We start from the raw sequence: 17,224 nt of genomic DNA, 5'->3' as shown, positions 1-17,224 counted from the left end.
CGAACAAGATAATTAGACTGATTGGCTATGAGAAAAATTCTATTTATTGCATCGCTTTTGGCGACGCATGTGCAGGCGGCAACCCTGTCGGTAAGCAATGGTATTGAGCTGTTGGTGGTAGACGGCAAAGAAGTGAGTACATCGCTGTGGTCACGTGCGACAGAAGTGGAGCTGCCTGCGGGTAAGCACCAGGTAGTCTTGCGCTACGATGCCGAACTGAAAAACGGCAGCAAGAACACCATTTATACCACCCGGCCTTACTTATTTGAGTTAACGATGCCGGCGCAGGATGCACGCATTGAGCTGCCGGCTATGGTCGCCCTCAGTCAGGCTCAGGCTTATTTCCAGCGCGGACCGGAATGGACCCTGGTGCTTGCTGATGGCAGCAAACGTGTTTTACCCTTTGTGGAAATGCAGGGCGATGGCATTGCGGCATTCAGTGATATGGAAGCCTTGGTGTCTGAGTATAACCGTCAGCACGGTATCACCTTTGAACAGGGCTATGCTGTTGATCTACAGCAAGCGGCTGTGGCAGTCGGGCAAGACGGCAAAGTGGAAATTACCGGTGATTCGCTGGCGCAACTGAAGTTGTGGTACAGCAAAGCGAAACCTGAAGAGAAAGCCGCCTTCAAGGCATGGATGGCTAACCAGCCATAAAGGCGAGACGCTGAGGGTCAATACCACTATCCGGTGAGGGGCAGGTTAAGAGCGCTGATGGTGGTATTTACTGTGTGACTGGCACTGATGGCAGCGAGGCTGCGCGGGGTCCTGCTCGAGAGTGACTGTATCAATCGGCTCTTCGCAGTCGGTACAAATGCCGTACAAATCTAACCGTATTGCACACAATGCGGCATCAATAGCTTCCAGCCGCCGAGCTTTTCGTCCCAGTACCGGTTCGGCGCTATGCGTTGCCAGCGTCAGTAATTCGTTGATGGTTTTTTCGGGCTGGCTTTTTTCTGTGCTGTCAGCACGAATAGCATTCAGCGCTGAATAGAGTTCCACTGAAAGTGCCTCATATTCTTGCTCCAGTCGAGTGGACTGCTGTTGCAGGTAATCACTATTCATAGAGAGACTCCTAGGTAAACTGAGTCACAGTGTATGCCTAAACGTCACGCCAATACTGACTTAAGTCAAAGCAACAGCAGAATAACCCTTCTTTTTGTCGGTTTTTGTTATCAATAGAATGCTTTATAGTTCCTTGCTGTTTTTATGTGGCCACTTTGCCACTTTTTTCTATTTTTCAGTACGTTAAACTTTGGAAAAGGAAGATATAATGGAACATGATTTCAAAGAGCCGTATAATCTTAATTACTTTATCGGTTTTCTGATTGCTATGCTGCTGCCGACATTGCCTGCAAGCCTGACCTGGCTGGGTATTCTGAGCAATTAATCCGCCAGCAGCGGAAAGCCTGAAACAGGCTGAAAGTAAAAGAGAGGGAATGTGAAACAACTGATCTGGCGAACCCTGTTGCTGGTTTCCGGCTGGTGTTTCGTAATCTTAGGCGTGTTGGGCATTTTCCTTCCTCTTTTACCTACCACTGTCTTTTTATTGTTAGCCAGCGCCTGCTTCATGCGTGGCTCCCCCAGAATACATACCTGGTTACACAGCCATCCTAAACTGGGTCCCGTACTGGATAACTGGCACCAGCATCATGCTATCAGCCGGGCGGTCAAACGGCGGGCTAATCTGACCATCACCCTCAGTTTCGCTTTATCTATCTTGATCGTGCCTGTCTCCTGGGTCAAAGTTTTACTGTTCGTGATTGCTGTCGTTCTGCTGATTTGGTTTAACCGTTTACCTGTCAGGGAAACGCAATGTTCCCGACAAGAAGAAAGCCGTTAACCCCTGCGAGCTCTTACATTTCAGAGTGAAAGTTGCCCCTTACGGTAAAAATCACTACTATTTGCGCCTAAACTGCCTGATAACAGGCGTCAAATACCTAAACAGACTGCTGTAAATATGCAGCCGGTGGAAAAGACTATGAGCCAAGATACCCTTGTCCAAGACGATTTCAGTTTGATCAAAAACAGCATCAAGACGATTCCGGATTATCCTAAGCCAGGCATACTGTTTCGTGATGTCACCAGCCTGATGGAAGACCCGGCCGCGTACGGTGCAACGATGCAAATTTTGCATCAGCAGTTCAGTGACAAAGGGATAACAAAGGTTGTTGGCACCGAGGCTCGGGGCTTTTTGTTTGGCGCCCCGCTGGCACTGGCGCTGGGTGTCGGTTTTGTGCCGGTACGTAAGCCGGGTAAACTGCCGCGCAATGTGATCAGCGAAAGTTATGATCTCGAATATGGCCAGGACACGCTGGAAATCCACGTAGATGCCATTGTTGATGGCGATAAAGTCTTGCTGGTTGATGATCTGCTGGCAACCGGCGGCACCATTGAAGCCACCACGAAACTGGTTCGCCGTTTGGGCGGCATTGTGGAAGATGCGGCGTTTGTTATTAACCTGCCCGAGATTGGTGGTCAGCAGCGTTTGCGCACCCTTGGCCTCAACGTCTTTAGTATCTGCGACTTTGACGGTCATTGATTGACCCGTCCTGTTTAAATCAGGGGATGTGGATTGTCAGGTTAAAATGTTGTCAGTAACAATCTGGAAACAGCAACATCCCCTTGAGTTCTCTCGCGCCTTTTCACTCCCTGTGCTAGCATGGTCGACTGGATTCAGTCTGGCGGATCGCCGTCACTGATTGATCGGATTCTGTAGGATTTATCACCATGAGTTACCAGGTTCTGGCTCGGAAATGGCGGCCGCATCGTTTTGACGATGTGGTCGGCCAATCCCATGTCCTGACAGCCCTGACCAATGCGCTGACACATAACCGACTTCATCATGCTTACCTGTTCAGTGGCACCCGTGGCGTGGGCAAAACAACCATTGCACGCCTGTTTGCCAAGGGGCTCAACTGTGAACAGGGCATCACTGCATCCCCCTGTGGTCAGTGCCATACTTGTCTGGAAATTGAGCAGGGGCGTTTTGTTGATCTGCTGGAAATTGATGCCGCCTCCAGAACAAAGGTCGAAGACACCCGGGAACTGCTGGATAACGTACAGTACAAACCGGCGCGGGGGCGCTTCAAGATCTATTTGATCGATGAAGTGCATATGCTGTCTCGCCACAGTTTTAATGCCTTGCTGAAAACGCTGGAAGAGCCGCCAGAGCACGTCAAATTCATCCTGGCGACCACAGATCCTCAAAAACTGCCTGCGACGATTCTGTCCCGTTGCCTGCAGTTTCACCTCAAGCATCTGGATAATGCCCAGATACAGCAACAGCTGAGCCATGTCCTGACCGAAGAAGCTGTTACCTTCGACAGTAAAGCACTGAGTTTGCTGGCACGTGCAGCAGAAGGCAGTATGCGTGATGCTCTCAGCCTCACCGATCAGGCGATTGCTCTGGGTAACGGTCAGGTACAGTCAGACACAGTGGCAGCGATGCTCGGCACGCTCAATACCGAGCAGGCGCTGTATCTGCTGGAGGCGATGGCTCAGGGCCAGGTCGAGCCAGCGATGGCCTGCCTGGCAGAGCTGGCCGCTGTTGGTGTGGAGTGGGATAGCCTGCTGAGTGAATTAGCCGCGCAGCTTCATCGTGTGGCTATGTACCAGGTGCTACCCGCAGCGCTGGATCTGTCCGCGCCTGATGCTGACAGAATTGTCCTGCTGGCTAAATCAATGCCGCCGCAGGATGTGCAGTTGCACTACCAGATCGCATTGCAGGGACGGCAGGACTTGCCTTTGGCACCGGATGGACGTACAGGACTGGAAATGGTGCTGTTGCGTATGCTGGCATTTCGTCCTGTCGCGGCGGGCGCATTAACTCCTCAGGCGGTTCCTGTTCCGGCATCTGCACCTGCTGGTCGTCCGGCTGCGGCACCTCAGACAAGAACCGCACCTCAGGGCACTTCACCGGTTCGACCGGCAGTGCCGTCAGAAGCGGTAAGACCTGTATCTGAAGGTGAGTCACCTTCGCCGTCTGCAGTCGCTCCCGAGCCTGCATCAGTTCGCGCGCCTTCATCAGTTCGCGAGCGAGCTATGGCGCCTGAACATGCCCCGGAGTCGCAAACAGCATCTCAGCCTGTAATGCAAGCGCAGCCGGCTGAGCACAATTCGTCGCAGTCAGCGGCAATGACTCCGGCTGCATCACCGGCGTCCGGGCTACTGGCGGCAAGAAATCGCTTGCGCAGCCAGAGCCGGCGAGGCCAGGAAGCTGCCGAGCCAAAAAAGACTGAACCGGCGTCGGTGAAGAAACCTGCTTCCAGTGTGCTGGAACGGATCTCGAACCAGCATGCTGGTCGCCGTTCTCAGCCAGCAGGCGCAAATCACGTGTCGCCGGTCGCTCAGCAGCAGCCGGTTGAGCCGGTCAAAGCCGAGGATTATCAGTGGCAGCCGACGAGTCAGCCTGAGCCTGACACGCAATCGCCGGATATGATTGCCCCCACTGAACTTAAGCAAGCGCTGGAGCACGAAAAAACTCCTGAAATGGCGGAACAGCTTGTCAGTGAAGCGGCAAAGCAGGATAGTTGGTCAGATCTGGTGACCCGGTTAAATACCGATCGTTTGGTACAACAACTAGCATTAAACTCTGCGATGGAGCAGCAGGGTAGTGATCTGACTTTGTATCTGCGTCCGTCTCAGCAGCATCTGGATACACAAAAAGCCAGGGCTCAGCTAAGCACAGCACTGGCTGAGATACTGGGACACGAGATAGAATTACACATCAAGCCTGGTGATAATGGACGTACTCCCCTGGAATGGCGGGAATATATTTATCAGCAGAAACTGGATCAGGCTAAGACAAGTCTGCAGCAGGATCCTCACGTGACTTTCATCTGTCAGCGATTCAGTGCTGTACTTGATGAAGAGAGCGTAAGACCCTTATAAATTAACCAGACCGATAGAGAGAGAAGATATGTTTGGTAAAGGTGGTATGGCGAACATGATGAAGCAGGCGCAGCAGATGCAAGAGCGTATGCAGCAAATGCAGGAAGAAATCGCCAACATGGAAGTGACAGGTGAAGCAGGTGCCGGCATGGTAAAAGTGACCCTGACCGGCAGTCACAGCGTGCGTCGTGTTGAGCTGGATGACAGCTTGATGGAAGACGATAAAGAAATGCTGGAGGATCTGATTGCGGCTGCTTTTAACGATGCGGCACGTCGTATTGAAGAAGCGCAGAAAGAAAAAATGGCCAGTGTTACCGGTGGCATGAATTTGCCTGCCGGCTTCAAGATGCCATTCTAATCAATGCGTACCAGTCCGTTACTTGAGCAGTTGATGGACGCGCTGCGCTGCCTGCCCGGTGTTGGGCCAAAATCAGCGCAGCGTATGGCTTTCAGCCTGTTGCAACGCAACCGCCAGGGCGGGTTGCAACTGGCTGATGTGCTGGGGAAAGCCATGACCGAAATCGGTCATTGCCGCGATTGCCGTACCTTCACTGAAGAAGACGTGTGTGCTATCTGCGAAAATCCCCGTCGTCTGGAAAATGGCCAGATTTGTGTGGTGGAAAGTCCGGCAGATATTATGGCCGTTGAAGCGACAGGTCAGTTTTCAGGCCGGTATTTTGTTCTGATGGGGCACTTATCGCCGTTAGATGGCATCGGCCCGAGCGATATCGGGCTGGATGTGCTGGAATACCGTTTGCAAAATGAACACATTGCCGAGCTGATCCTGGCCACCAACCCGACGGTTGAAGGTGAGGCGACTGCCCATTTTATTGCCGAGCTTTGTCAGGCCTATCAGGTACCTGCAACCCGGATTGCCCACGGTGTGCCGGTTGGCGGTGAGCTTGAACTGGTGGATGGGACAACGCTGTCACATTCTCTGGCAGGCAGGCAGAAACTGTATTAAAGCCTCTTTGCCATATTCCTGACCTACTATGAATAACCGACGAATACCGTCGGTTTTTTCGTTAAAGGCTGGCGTTCAGCACCTGAGAGCGGTTATTCAGCCCGGTTAACAGCACAGATTTTTCACCCATGATATCGATCCGGTTACTTTGTTCCGCATTGAACTGAAAATACTGGTTGATGGCGCTAATCTGCTTGTCACTGAATGCGTTTTCATTGCCTGTTTTCAGCTCATTAAAGTGCGTCGGCCGAACCTGCAGATAACCGCCACTGACCGCCCACCGGCCATATTCAGTGATCGTCAGGTGAAGCTGGCCCTGATCCTCATTGATCAGAGTTACCCGGGTTACCCGTGAATATACCTGATTAGGCATATAGGCAATATGGCTGGTCTCAATGACCTTTTTAAGAATTTCAAGTCCGGGCGCTTCTGTTGAGGCCACATCTGTGACTGTGTAAGACTGCCAGTTATGCGCAGTCAGGAAACGGGAAATTTTATGGTCACTGCTGAAGAAATAGTAAAGGCTACCCAGGATCACCAGGCTTGTTAAGGCAATAATAATAAACAGGTAATATCTGCCTATTCTGCCCTGCTGGGTTAGTGTACTGAACATGGCAGATCCCTTTCTCTGTCAAGTGTCACTATTGTCAGTGTCATATTTTCCCGGTAATCAGCCGGAGTATAAAGCAGATTAATCCACAGCTGATTATGCGCCCCGCCTGTGACAATGATTTTGGCCGGAACGGCAGGCTGCTTGTTGTCAGTAGCATGGATATGCGCTGAGACACATTGCCTGATGAGTGGACGCCATTCCCCGGCAACCTCAACCTCGCTGGGAATCAGTACAGGAATGTCACTGATCATAAAGGCTTTATAGAAGGCACTCGATGAAGGTGGCGGTGCCAGATATGCCCAGAGCGGCAATATAATACACAGTATAAAAACGGTCAGGGTGCTGGCAATATAGCCAGGCCGGTAAAACGGGCGCGTCACCGGGGAGCGTCTTGCTGGCGTATTTGACTGCGTTCGTGATGCGCCGGGTGTATCTTGAGCCTTGTTTTCAGGTACAGCTGATGGGGCTGACAAATCGCTGGTCTCGCCGTTTGTATCTGTATGTGCCTCATTAGGGGCATCAACTGCGGGTGCAGGGGCTGTGTCAATGCGATCGACACTGGCTATCATCTGATACCCGCGCTTGGGTATGGTCTTGATAAAGGCCGGTGAGCGGGTTGAGTCCTGCAGGTATTTACGCAAGGTTGAAATTGATTGAGTCAGGCTGGAGTCATCTACCTCAAACCCTTGCTCGCGCCAGATAAAATCATGCATACGCTGGCGGGAAATGATAGTGCCTGGCTCATCCAGCAGCAAACGTAATGCCCGGCTTTCATTGATACCTAAATAAACGGTTTCTTCCGGCTGAAGATTATCTGCCAAGCTGTTGTGTTGGGGGGAGAAAGTAAATCTGTTGCCAATCAGAAATTTACAATGCGTATGATCCATTACCAGCCTTTTGGTGACCTGTGACTCGTCTATCATAGACGTCCGCTGGTTTATTGAATAGCTAAGATGCTGACTTCAGGGCAATCTTAGATTTTTTCACGGCAAGGCTTGATTTCAGTTGAACTGACCATATCTAGGTATCAGTAATGAGGTAAACCTGGATTACGGAGTTCAAATGAGCGAGCAAACCCTGCAAAAAAACAAAGAAACACGTGGCTTTCAATCTGAAGTAAAGCAATTGCTTCACTTAATGATCCACTCATTGTACTCAAATAAAGAGATATTTTTACGGGAGCTGATTTCCAATGCTTCCGATGCGGCTGACAAACTGAGGTTCCGTGCCCTTTCCGCCCCCGAGCTGTATGAAAACGATGGCGAGCTGGCAGTGCGTTTGTCGTTTGATGAAAAAGCGGGCACTGTCACTATCAGTGACAATGGTATCGGTATGACCCGCGATGAGGTGATTGAGCACCTGGGAACGATTGCCAAGTCCGGTACTAAAGACTTTTTCTCCAAGCTCAGTGAAGATCAGAGCAAAGATTCTCAGTTGATTGGCCAGTTTGGCGTCGGCTTCTATTCTTCGTTCATTGTTGCCGATGCCGTGACAGTCAATACCCGTGCTGCCGGTGCAGCCGTCGGGCAGGCAGTTAGCTGGCACTCAACCGGTGAAGGCGATTATACGGTTGAGGATATCGAGAAAACCGGCCGTGGCACCGAGATCATTCTTCATCTGCGTGAAGAAGAAAAAGAATTCCTCAGCGAGTACCGTCTGCGCAATATCATCAGTAAATATTCCGACCACATTGGCATTCCTGTGCTGATGGAAACGGCCGAATATGATGAGGAAGGCAAGGAAACCGGTAAGAAGTGGGAGCAGGTCAATAAAGCACAGGCGTTATGGACCCGCAGTAAATCTGATATTTCTGATGACGAATACAAAGAATTCTACAAACACGTCTCCCACGACTTTGCTGAACCACTGAGCTGGAGCCATAACCGCGTGGAAGGCCAGCAGGACTACACCAGTCTGCTGTATATCCCGTCCAAAGCGCCGTTTGACCTGTATAACCGCGACAGCAAACACGGCCTGAAACTGTATGTTCAGCGTGTGTTTATCATGGACGATGCCGAGCAGTTCATGCCGATGTACCTGCGCTTTATGCGCGGTCTGATTGACTCGAATGATCTGCCGTTAAACGTGTCCCGTGAAATTCTGCAGGACAACAAGGTGACTCAGGCGCTGCGCAAAGCCTGTACCAAGCGTGCCTTGTCCATGCTGGAAAAACTGGCGAAAAAAGATGAGTATGCATCGTTCTGGCGAGAGTTCGGTCAAGTACTGAAAGAAGGTGTGGCGGAAGATTTCGCCAACCGCGAGAAAATTGCCGGGTTGCTGCGTTTCAGTTCAACCCATAACGATACGTCTGAGCAAACCGTTTCTCTGGCAGATTACGTCAGCCGGATGAAAGAAGGTCAGGAAAAGATTTACTACATTACCGCAGACAGTTTCAAGGCAGCGAAAAACAGCCCGCACCTGGAGCAGTTCCGTGCCAAAGGCCTGGAAGTGGTACTGATGCACGACCGCATTGATGAATGGCTGATGGGGCACCTGCCGGAATTTGACGGTAAGCCGTTCCAGTCAATCACCAAAGCCGGTCTGGATCTTTCTAAGTTTGAAAACGAAGAAGAGAAAGAAGCGCAGCAGCAGACCAAAGAAGAATTTGCTTCGGTTATTGAGCGCACCAAAGCCTATTTGGGCGATCGTGTAAAAGATGTCCGGGCAACCTTTAAGCTGCAGGATACACCGGCTGTGGTGGTGACGGATGAAAATGAAATGGGAACACAGATGGCGAAACTGCTGGCTGCGGCCGGTCACGAAGCGCCGGAAGTGAAGTACATTTTTGAGCTGAATCCGAAACACCCGGTAGTGAACCGTATGGCCGATGAAGCAGACGAAGACGCTTTTGGCCGCTGGGTTGAGATGTTACTGGGGCAGGCGATGCTTGCTGAACGGGGTTCGATGGAGGATCCATCCCAGTTCCTGGCGGCAGTCAATAAATTGTTGGCACAGCCATAATAAACCACGGGCGCAGAGGCAATCTGCGCCCGTTTTGCTTCAAAGAGTATGCTGATACAGAATGTAATCGTTTAGCTTCCGGGGACGCGGACTTGCGAGTATGGTCTAATCAGTGTATTTTTCTGACTTTCAAAAACTCCGGCTAATTACTAGAAAAGGGGATCAAGATGCGCATCATTCTTCTGGGCGCTCCAGGTGCAGGTAAAGGCACACAGGCACAATTCATCATGGAGAAATTTGGTATTCCTCAGATTTCGACAGGTGACATGCTGCGTGCGGCAATCAAAGCGGGTACTGAGCTGGGTAAACAAGCGAAAGCCGTGATTGACGCAGGTCAGCTGGTGTCTGACGATATTATTCTGGGTCTGGTCAAAGAGCGTATTGCTGAAGACGACTGTGCAAAAGGCTTCCTGCTGGACGGTTTCCCACGCACTATTCCTCAGGCTGATGGTCTGAAAGAAGTTGGCGTGGCAGTGGATTACGTCATTGAATTTGACGTTCCAGACAGCGTAATTGTCGAACGTATGGCGGGTCGCCGCGTACATTTGGCGTCAGGCCGTACTTACCATGCCGTTTACAATCCGCCGAAAGTGGAAGGTAAAGATGACGTCACTGGCGAAGAACTGGTTATCCGTGAAGATGATAAAGAAGAAACCGTTCGTGCTCGTCTGGGTGTATACCATAATCAAACGGCACCGCTGATCAGCTATTACAGCAAAGAAGCCGATGCTGGCAATACCACATACATCAAAATTGATGGTACACAGCCTGTGGCTGATGTCAGTGCAGAGCTGGCAAAAGCTTTAGCTTAATCGAATATTGGTGATGTTCCACAGTCAATATGGTTAACCGAACCGGGTTAACTGACTGTATGGTCAAAAAGCGGGAGGTTAACAGCCTTTCGCTTTTTTTATGTCAATAGCCGTGATACCAAGGGCAAATCAATTGCTTAATGGTACACTATCGTTGTCATTGAATAACAAGATGAACTGCAGGTGATGATGGAGAATAAAGGCATTGGCGTACTCTTGGTCAATCTGGGTACACCGGATGAAGCAACCCCAGCGGCAGTAAAACGCTTTCTGGGCGAATTTTTAAGTGACCCTCGTGTCGTCGATCTGTCCAAGTGGCTATGGCGGCCGGCATTGTACGGGGCAATTCTGCCTGTCCGTTCTCCCAAGGTTGCGAAATTGTATCAGTCGATTTGGCTTGAGGAAGGCTCGCCGCTGATGGTCTATTCGCAGCGACAGCGCGACGCGCTGGAGGAAAGGCTGAACATACCGGTTGCACTGGGGATGACTTACGGTAACCCCAGTATTCAGTCTGCCTTGTCGATGCTCAGCGATCAGGGATGCCGAAAGGTGATTGTGTTACCGCTATACCCACAGTATTCGCGCACGACAACAGCCGCTGTGTTTGACAAAGTGGCGCGCAGCCTTCAACAGACGGCTTACCTGCCAGAGCTCAGGTTTATCAACCATTATCAGGACCACCCTGGCTATATTTCGGCGCTTGCTGAATCGGTCACTAATGTCTGGGCCGAACATGGAGAGCCTGACTACCTGCTGTGTTCGTACCATGGTATTCCAAAACGTTACGCTGATTTGGGCGATCCTTATCCTGAACACTGCAACCAGACAACGGCACTTCTGGCGGAAGCGCTGGCGATGCCAAGAGAAAAGATGAGCATGAGTTACCAGTCGATTTTTGGTCGCGAAGAATGGCTGAAGCCTTATACCGAGCCCACGATTATTGAACTGGCAAAAAAAGGGATTAAACGGCTGGATGTGGTTTGTCCTGCGTTTTCAGTTGACTGTCTGGAAACCATCGAAGAGATCGCTGAGGGCTGCAAAGATGCCTTTATCAATGCCGGTGGCGAAACCTTCAACCTGATCCCCTGCCTCAATGATAACAGCGCTCATATTGCGATGATGGAAACCCTGGTCCGGCAGCATACCCAGGGCTGGTAACCTTTTGTTAACTTCTGTATATACCATGATCTGGCTCGCACTTATTGTTCGGGCCATTTCTTCACTGAACTATATTTTGTGATATCATCCGCAAGTTTTTTCTACCCGGCAGCGCGATATCATGAAATTTCCTGGTCAACGTAAATCAAAACACTATTTTCCCGTCCATGCCCGAGATCCGCTTCTGACTCAGGCCAGCAGCAAACCGCTTGCGCGTACACATGTCGTTGGTATAGACCAAACGCTGGTGGATATTGAAGCCTGTGTCGATGACGATTTCCTGAGCCGTTATGCGCTGAGTAAAGGACACTCTTTGGTTATCGCCGAAGAGGCAGCAGAAGCCCTTTATCGCGAACTGAAAGAAAAAGACCTGATCCGTCATGAATTTGCGGGTGGAACGATAGGAAATACGCTGCACAATTATTCAGTACTGGCGGATGATAAATCCGTGCTTCTGGGCGTGATGAGCCAGGATATCCAGATTGGCAGCTATGCATACCGGTATCTGGTTAACACCTCCAGCCGTATGGATCTGAATAACCTTCAGCCAGTGGACGGGCCGATTGGCCGCTGTTTTGCTTTGATCACTCCGGATGGTGAGCGGACGTTTGCCATCAACGAAGGCCGGATGAACCAGCTGGAACCGGACAGTATCCCTGAATCGATTTTTGAGCGTGCGTCCGCGCTGGTCCTGACGGCGTATCTGGTGCGTTGTAAAGAAGGCGATCCGATGCCGGACGCCACCATGCGTGCCATTCAGTATGCCAAGAAATACGATGTACCTGTGGTACTGACATTGGGGACCAAGTTTGTGATTGCGGACGATCCGCAATGGTGGCGCGATTTCCTGCGTGAGCATGTCACGGTTGTCGCCATGAATGAAGACGAAGCCGAAGCGCTGACAGGCTTTTCTGATCCATTACTGGCTTCTGACAAAGCCCTGGACTGGGTTGATTTTGTCCTGTGTACTGCGGGTCCTGTGGGGTTGTACACAGCAGGTTATACCGAAGAGAGTACTAAGCGAACCACCAGCCTGCCGCTGCTGCCCGGTGAAATTCCGGAGTTTAACCGCTACGAGTTCAGCCGCCCGATGACCAAAGCTGATTGTGAAACGCCTCTCCGGGTGTATTCGCACATTGCTCCTTATATGGGCGGTCCGGAGCGGATTAAAAATACCAATGGTGCCGGGGATGGCGCACTGTCAGCACTGCTGCACGATATGGCGGCGAACCGTTACCATAAAGAAAATGTGCCGAAATCCAGCAAGCACAGCTACGATTTCCTGGCTTATTCATCGTTTTCTCAGATCTGCCTGTATTCGAATCGCGTCAGTTACGAAGTGCTGGCTCAGCATTCTCCGCGTTTGTCGCGAGGACTGCCTGAGCGGGAAGACAGTCTGGAAGAGGCATACTGGGAGCGTTGATATTCCGGTATCAATGACAAGCAGAGGCTTTGATGTTTGTAAAAAACCGCCATTTTGGCGGTTTTTTGTTTTTCGGCCTTGGCAAGATCGGCCTGATTGCGGGTGAAGAGCAGCGGTCATATTCAGGCAAACGATTTCGTTTGATAGGTTTTGTTAATTACTTTCAGAAAGCCCACCAAATAAGGCACTCAGCATGTCGTGATGAAAACTGGCCGGTGAGGATGATTTTGCACTAAAGACGTGGCACAAAAAGTGTGTGAAATTGACTTGTCTGCAGTGAATTTTTTTCAGAAGGAAAAATATTTATATTTTGAATTTTTCTTAACTTCCCGGTGTTTTGCGCACTTTTCATGTCATTTCAGGTCAAGTCATTCAACAAAGCGATGGTGGTGCACCGGAAAGGAACGGGTAGTGAGATATTTTATCCAGCCTTCATGTTTCAGTTTTTATGTCAGTTGATAGAATTAGCGGGATGTAACTTTGTGACAAATGCAGATATAGTGTGCTCCATCTTGGGGAACTTCACATTCTGATAGGTACAACCTATCAAATTGAGAGGCCAGGACATCAGCACACTGTCGTTCTGAATGTTATGCTTTGCCGGAATTAGACCCGTCAAACTTGTATACCTGTTAGGGAAAGATAAAGAACATGGTCATACCTGAAAACAGCGATATTGTTATTTTTGGTGCCTCAGGCGATTTAACGTATCGTAAGCTTATCCCAGCGCTGTATCATCTGTATGTTAATAAGATGCTACCTTCTGATTTCTCTATCCTTGGCGTCAGCCGTACTGCAAACAGTGATGAGGAATACAGAGAAAAAGTCCGGGCTTCTCTGGTCAAAACCGAGAAAACGGATCCCGAGAAGTTGGCTGCATTTTGTCAGCATGTTGGATATCAGGCCATCAACACGTTAGATTGTGATGACTATGGTAAGTTGCAACAGCGACTGGAAGAAAAAGCCGCTCAGTCTGTTGCTCCTCGTAACACTCTATTCTATCTCGCCACTCCCCCCAGTTTATATGATGTGATCCCGGCCAGTCTGGCTGCCCATGGCCTGAATGATGAAAGCACCGGCTGGAAACGACTGATCATCGAAAAACCGTTTGGCTACGATTTGGAAACGGCTCAGGAACTGGATAAGAAGCTGCATAAGTACTTCAAAGAAAGCCAGATTTTCCGTATTGACCACTACCTGGGCAAAGAAACGGTTCAGAACCTGCTGGTCTTCCGCTTTGCTAACGGTATGTTTGAGCCATTGTGGAACCGTAACTTTATTGATTACGTTGAAATTACCGCAGCAGAATTCCTGGGTGTGGAAGAGCGCGGTGGCTATTACGAAAACGCAGGCGCGGTGCGTGACATGCTGCAGAACCACCTGCTGCAAGTCCTGGCCATGGTTGCTATGGAGCCGCCATCGGCGATTAATGGCAACGTCATGCGTGATGAAGTCGCCAAAGTGCTCAATAGCCTGCAGCCGCTGTCTGAAGAAGATTTGCGGAAAAACCTGGTTCTGGGGCAGTACACAGCTTCTGAATTACGCGGGAAAGAGCTTGCCGGTTATCGTGAAGAGCCGGGTGTTGCTGAAGATTCCCGTACCGAAACCTATGTCGGCCTGAAAGCTTTTATCAACAACTGGCGCTGGAACGGTGTACCGTTTTACATCCGAACCGGTAAACGCCTGCCAACGCGTGTCACCGAAGTGGTTATTCACTTCAAGAAAACGCCGCACCCTGTCTTTGGCAAAGATGCGCCCGATAACAAGCTGGTTTTGCGTATCCAGCCTGACGAAGGCATTTTGATGAACTTCGCTCTGAAGCGTCCGGGGGCAGGATTCAAAACCCAGGAAGTGGCGATGGATTTCCGTTACGACGAACTGGTTGACAGCAATGTGCTGACTGCGTACGAGCGTTTGCTGCTGGACGCTATGGCCGGTGACTCAACCCTGTTTGCACGCAGCGATGCGGTTGAAGCTTGCTGGCGCTATGTTCAGCCGATTCTGTCATTCAATCAGGATCCGCATGCCCTGTTTGGTTATGCTTGTGGTACTTGGGGACCGAAAGAAGCCGATGAACTGCTGGCCAGAGATAATCGCCAGTGGCGCTTCCCGTGCTCAAACCTGACTGATACCGAATATTGCGAGTTATAACTATGACTGATCTTAAAATTCATGCTGATGCGCAAGCCGTGGTTAAGAGCCTGGCTGACGACATGATGGCCATCAGCCAGCAAGATAAGCCTGTGCATATTTCACTGTCAGGTGGCAGCACGCCAAAGCAGCTGTTTGCCGCTTTGGCCCAGGCGCCGTATGCCGAAGGTGTCAACTGGCAGAATCTGCATTTCTGGTGGGGCGATGAGCGCTGTGTTGCACCGGATGATGCGGAAAGTAACTATGGTTGTGCCCAGGCGCTGTTGTTTGATCACGTTGCGATCCCGGCCGCCAATATTCACCGCATCCGTGGTGAAGATGAGCCTCAGGCCGAAGCGAAGCGCTTTGCTGAGGAAATGGCTGCGGTGATCCCGGCTGAGAACGGATTACCTGTGTTTGACTGGATTTTACTGGGTGTTGGCGATGATGGGCATACAGCGTCTCTTTTCCCGGGTCAGACTGACTATGATGAACCCGGCTTAAGTCTGGTTGCGGCCCATCCGCAAAGCGGTCAGTTACGTGTCAGCAAATCAGCCCGTTTGCTGGAAGCGGCAAAACGAATTTCTTATCTGGTTATCGGTGCGGGTAAGACCGAGATTGTGGCAGAAATCCACTCTCAGCCCGCCGATAGCCTGCCTTACCCGGCCGCCAAAATTCAGGCCCGCCAGGGTAAGACCGAATGGTATTTGGATGCAGTAGCAGCCAGTAAGTTAGCGATTGGAGAATAAACAAATGAAAGGTGATATTGGTGTAATCGGCCTTGCCGTTATGGGCCAGAACCTGATCCTGAACATGGATGACCACGGTTTTAAGGTCGTTGCGCATAACCGTACAGCTGCCAAAGTCGACGAATTTCTGAATGGCCCGGCTAAAGGCACTAAGATCCAGGGCGCTTACAGCCTGCAGGAGCTGGTAGATAAGCTGGAAGCCCCTCGCAAAATCATGCTGATGGTCCGTGCCGGTGATGTGGTCGACAGCTTTATCGAGCAACTGATCCCGCTGCTGGACAAAGGCGACATCATCATTGATGGCGGTAACTCTAACTACCCGGACAGCATCCGCCGTGTCGATTACCTGAAAGACAAAGGTCTGCGTTTCATCGGTGCCGGTGTCTCCGGTGGTGAAGAAGGTGCACGTTTCGGACCTTCTATTATGCCAGGTGGCGATGCTGAAGCTTGGCCGTTCGTGAAGCCGATTTTCCAGGCAATTGCGGCTAAAACTGAGCAGGGCGAGCCTTGCTGTGACTGGGTTGGCGAGTCTGGTGCCGGTCACTTTGTAAAAATGGTTCACAACGGTATCGAATACGGTGATATGCAGCTGATCAGCGAAGCCTATCACTTCATGAAAACCGGTCTGGGTATGTCCCACGAAGAAATGGAGCAAGCGTTCCGTGACTGGAATGAGACCGAGCTGAACAGCTACCTGATCGAAATCACTGCCGATATTCTGGCTTACCGTGATGAAGATGGCGAGCCGTTGGTTGAGAAGATCATGGACTCTGCCGGCCAGAAAGGCACGGGTAAATGGACAGGCATCAACGCCCTGGACATGGGTATCCCGCTGACACTGATCACTGAATCTGTGTTTGCGCGCTGCCTGTCTTCGCTGAAAGGTCAGCGTGAAGAGGCAGAGAAGCTGTTTGGTAAAACAGTAGAAGCCGTTGAAGGCGACAAAGCAGAGTGGCTGGAAGCAGTACGTCAGGCACTGCTGGCATCTAAGATTATCTCTTATGCACAAGGCTTTATGCTGATGCGTCAGGCATCTGACGACAACGGCTGGAACCTGAATTACGGTAACGTTGCTCTGATGTGGCGCGGCGGCTGTATCATTCGTTCAGCTTTCCTGGGCAATATTCGTGATGCATTCGAAGCGGATCCTTCACTGGCGTTCCTGGGCTCAGATCCATACTTCAAAGCAATCCTGGAAAACGGCATGAAAGCCTGGCGTAAAGTGGCAGCTAAGTCACTGGAAATTGGTCTGCCAATGCCGTGTCTGACCTCAGCACTGACCTTCCTGGACGGTTACACCACTGCGCGTCTGCCGGCAAATATGATTCAGGCACAGCGTGACTACTTCGGTGCGCACACTTATGAGCGTACTGACAAGCCACGCGGTCAGTATTTCCACACCAACTGGACGGGCACAGGCGGCGATACGGCCTCCACGACCTACGACGTTTAATCGCAGCGCGCTGCTAAGCGATTAACAGACAGCAATCAAAAGGAGCCTCTGGCTCCTTTTTTAGATCC

The 17,224-nt window shown here is 50.8% G+C and carries 17 protein-coding genes; 14 read left to right on the top strand and 3 right to left on the bottom strand.

From position 1 onward, the window contains the following. Nucleotides 1-27 precede the first annotated feature (27 nt). The gene (locus H511_RS0112905) at nucleotides 28-657 is read left to right on the top strand and encodes a YccT family protein (protein WP_027252668.1); all 630 of its coding nucleotides are present in this window, start codon (nucleotides 28-30) and stop codon (nucleotides 655-657) included. 45 nt (nucleotides 658-702) lie between these two features. Here the strand turns inward: H511_RS0112905 and H511_RS0112900 are convergent, their stop codons facing one another. Then, nucleotides 703-1,065 (bottom strand): TraR/DksA family transcriptional regulator, encoded by a 363-nt coding sequence (locus H511_RS0112900; RefSeq protein ID WP_027252667.1) that lies wholly within the window; start codon nucleotides 1,063-1,065, stop codon nucleotides 703-705. 376 nt (nucleotides 1,066-1,441) lie between these two features. Here H511_RS0112900 and H511_RS0112890 point away from each other — a divergent pair, with 376 nt between their 5' ends. The 5 genes from H511_RS0112890 (at nucleotide 1,442) to recR (ending at nucleotide 5,857) form a co-directional block, all read left to right on the top strand. After that, on the top strand, nucleotides 1,442-1,843 hold the full coding sequence (locus H511_RS0112890) for a YbaN family protein (RefSeq protein WP_081669270.1): 402 nt from the start codon (nucleotides 1,442-1,444) through the stop codon (nucleotides 1,841-1,843). 138 nt (nucleotides 1,844-1,981) lie between these two features. Next, complete coding sequence (gene apt / locus H511_RS0112885) at nucleotides 1,982-2,542, top strand: adenine phosphoribosyltransferase (RefSeq protein WP_027252664.1); 561 nt, start codon at nucleotides 1,982-1,984, stop codon at nucleotides 2,540-2,542. Nucleotides 2,543-2,730: 188 nt separating this feature from the next. Further along, complete coding sequence (gene dnaX, locus H511_RS0112880; protein ID WP_027252663.1) at nucleotides 2,731-4,893, top strand: DNA polymerase III subunit gamma/tau; 2,163 nt, start codon at nucleotides 2,731-2,733, stop codon at nucleotides 4,891-4,893. A 28-nt stretch (nucleotides 4,894-4,921) separates the two neighbouring features. After that, nucleotides 4,922-5,251 carry a YbaB/EbfC family nucleoid-associated protein gene (locus H511_RS0112875; RefSeq protein WP_027252662.1) on the top strand — a complete coding sequence of 110 codons (330 nt, stop codon included), beginning with the start codon at nucleotides 4,922-4,924 and terminating at the stop codon, nucleotides 5,249-5,251. Between the two features lie 3 nt (nucleotides 5,252-5,254). Further along, on the top strand, nucleotides 5,255-5,857 hold the full coding sequence (gene recR, locus H511_RS0112870; RefSeq protein ID WP_027252661.1) for a recombination mediator RecR: 603 nt from the start codon (nucleotides 5,255-5,257) through the stop codon (nucleotides 5,855-5,857). Nucleotides 5,858-5,918: 61 nt separating this feature from the next. On the opposite strand, the gene H511_RS0112865 is transcribed toward recR, so the two are convergent. Next, nucleotides 5,919-6,470 (bottom strand): regulatory protein ToxS, encoded by a 552-nt coding sequence (locus H511_RS0112865; protein WP_027252660.1) that lies wholly within the window; start codon nucleotides 6,468-6,470, stop codon nucleotides 5,919-5,921. Next, complete coding sequence (locus H511_RS23360) at nucleotides 6,455-7,291, bottom strand: transcriptional regulator (protein ID WP_162144612.1); 837 nt, start codon at nucleotides 7,289-7,291, stop codon at nucleotides 6,455-6,457. Before H511_RS23360 ends, H511_RS0112865 begins: the two co-directional genes overlap by 16 nt. Nucleotides 7,292-7,532: 241 nt before the next feature. Between H511_RS23360 and htpG the strand changes: the two genes are divergently transcribed. From htpG to gnd, 8 genes are all read left to right on the top strand, one after another. Beyond that, nucleotides 7,533-9,431: a molecular chaperone HtpG gene (gene htpG / locus H511_RS0112855; protein ID WP_027252659.1), complete on the top strand. Its 1,899-nt coding sequence runs from the start codon at nucleotides 7,533-7,535 to the stop codon at nucleotides 9,429-9,431. 167 nt (nucleotides 9,432-9,598) lie between these two features. Further along, nucleotides 9,599-10,243, top strand: coding sequence for an adenylate kinase (gene adk / locus H511_RS0112850; RefSeq protein ID WP_027252658.1), 645 nt, complete (start codon nucleotides 9,599-9,601; stop codon nucleotides 10,241-10,243). A gap of 189 nt (nucleotides 10,244-10,432) precedes the next feature. After that, nucleotides 10,433-11,401 (top strand): ferrochelatase, encoded by a 969-nt coding sequence (hemH, locus tag H511_RS0112845; protein WP_036759512.1) that lies wholly within the window; start codon nucleotides 10,433-10,435, stop codon nucleotides 11,399-11,401. Nucleotides 11,402-11,522: 121 nt separating this feature from the next. Continuing rightward, the gene (locus tag H511_RS0112840) at nucleotides 11,523-12,824 is read left to right on the top strand and encodes an inosine/guanosine kinase (RefSeq protein ID WP_027252656.1); all 1,302 of its coding nucleotides are present in this window, start codon (nucleotides 11,523-11,525) and stop codon (nucleotides 12,822-12,824) included. A 32-nt stretch (nucleotides 12,825-12,856) separates the two neighbouring features. Beyond that, nucleotides 12,857-13,060, top strand: a complete 204-nt coding sequence (locus tag H511_RS0112835) for a hypothetical protein (RefSeq protein WP_027252655.1) — start codon at nucleotides 12,857-12,859, stop codon at nucleotides 13,058-13,060. Between the two features lie 415 nt (nucleotides 13,061-13,475). Then, complete coding sequence (gene zwf / locus H511_RS0112830; RefSeq protein ID WP_027252654.1) at nucleotides 13,476-14,975, top strand: glucose-6-phosphate dehydrogenase; 1,500 nt, start codon at nucleotides 13,476-13,478, stop codon at nucleotides 14,973-14,975. 2 nt (nucleotides 14,976-14,977) lie between these two features. Then, complete coding sequence (gene pgl / locus H511_RS0112825; RefSeq protein ID WP_027252653.1) at nucleotides 14,978-15,703, top strand: 6-phosphogluconolactonase; 726 nt, start codon at nucleotides 14,978-14,980, stop codon at nucleotides 15,701-15,703. Nucleotides 15,704-15,707: 4 nt separating this feature from the next. Beyond that, a complete protein-coding gene (gene gnd / locus H511_RS0112820) occupies nucleotides 15,708-17,156 on the top strand; it encodes a decarboxylating NADP(+)-dependent phosphogluconate dehydrogenase (RefSeq protein WP_027252652.1) in 1,449 nt (482 codons plus the stop codon). Nucleotides 17,157-17,224: the final 68 nt, after the last annotated feature.

This window comes from Photobacterium halotolerans DSM 18316 (genome assembly GCF_000425165.1).
Taxonomy (GTDB): Bacteria; Pseudomonadota; Gammaproteobacteria; order Enterobacterales; family Vibrionaceae; genus Photobacterium; species Photobacterium halotolerans.
This window is presented reverse-complemented; position numbering and strand designations above follow the sequence as displayed.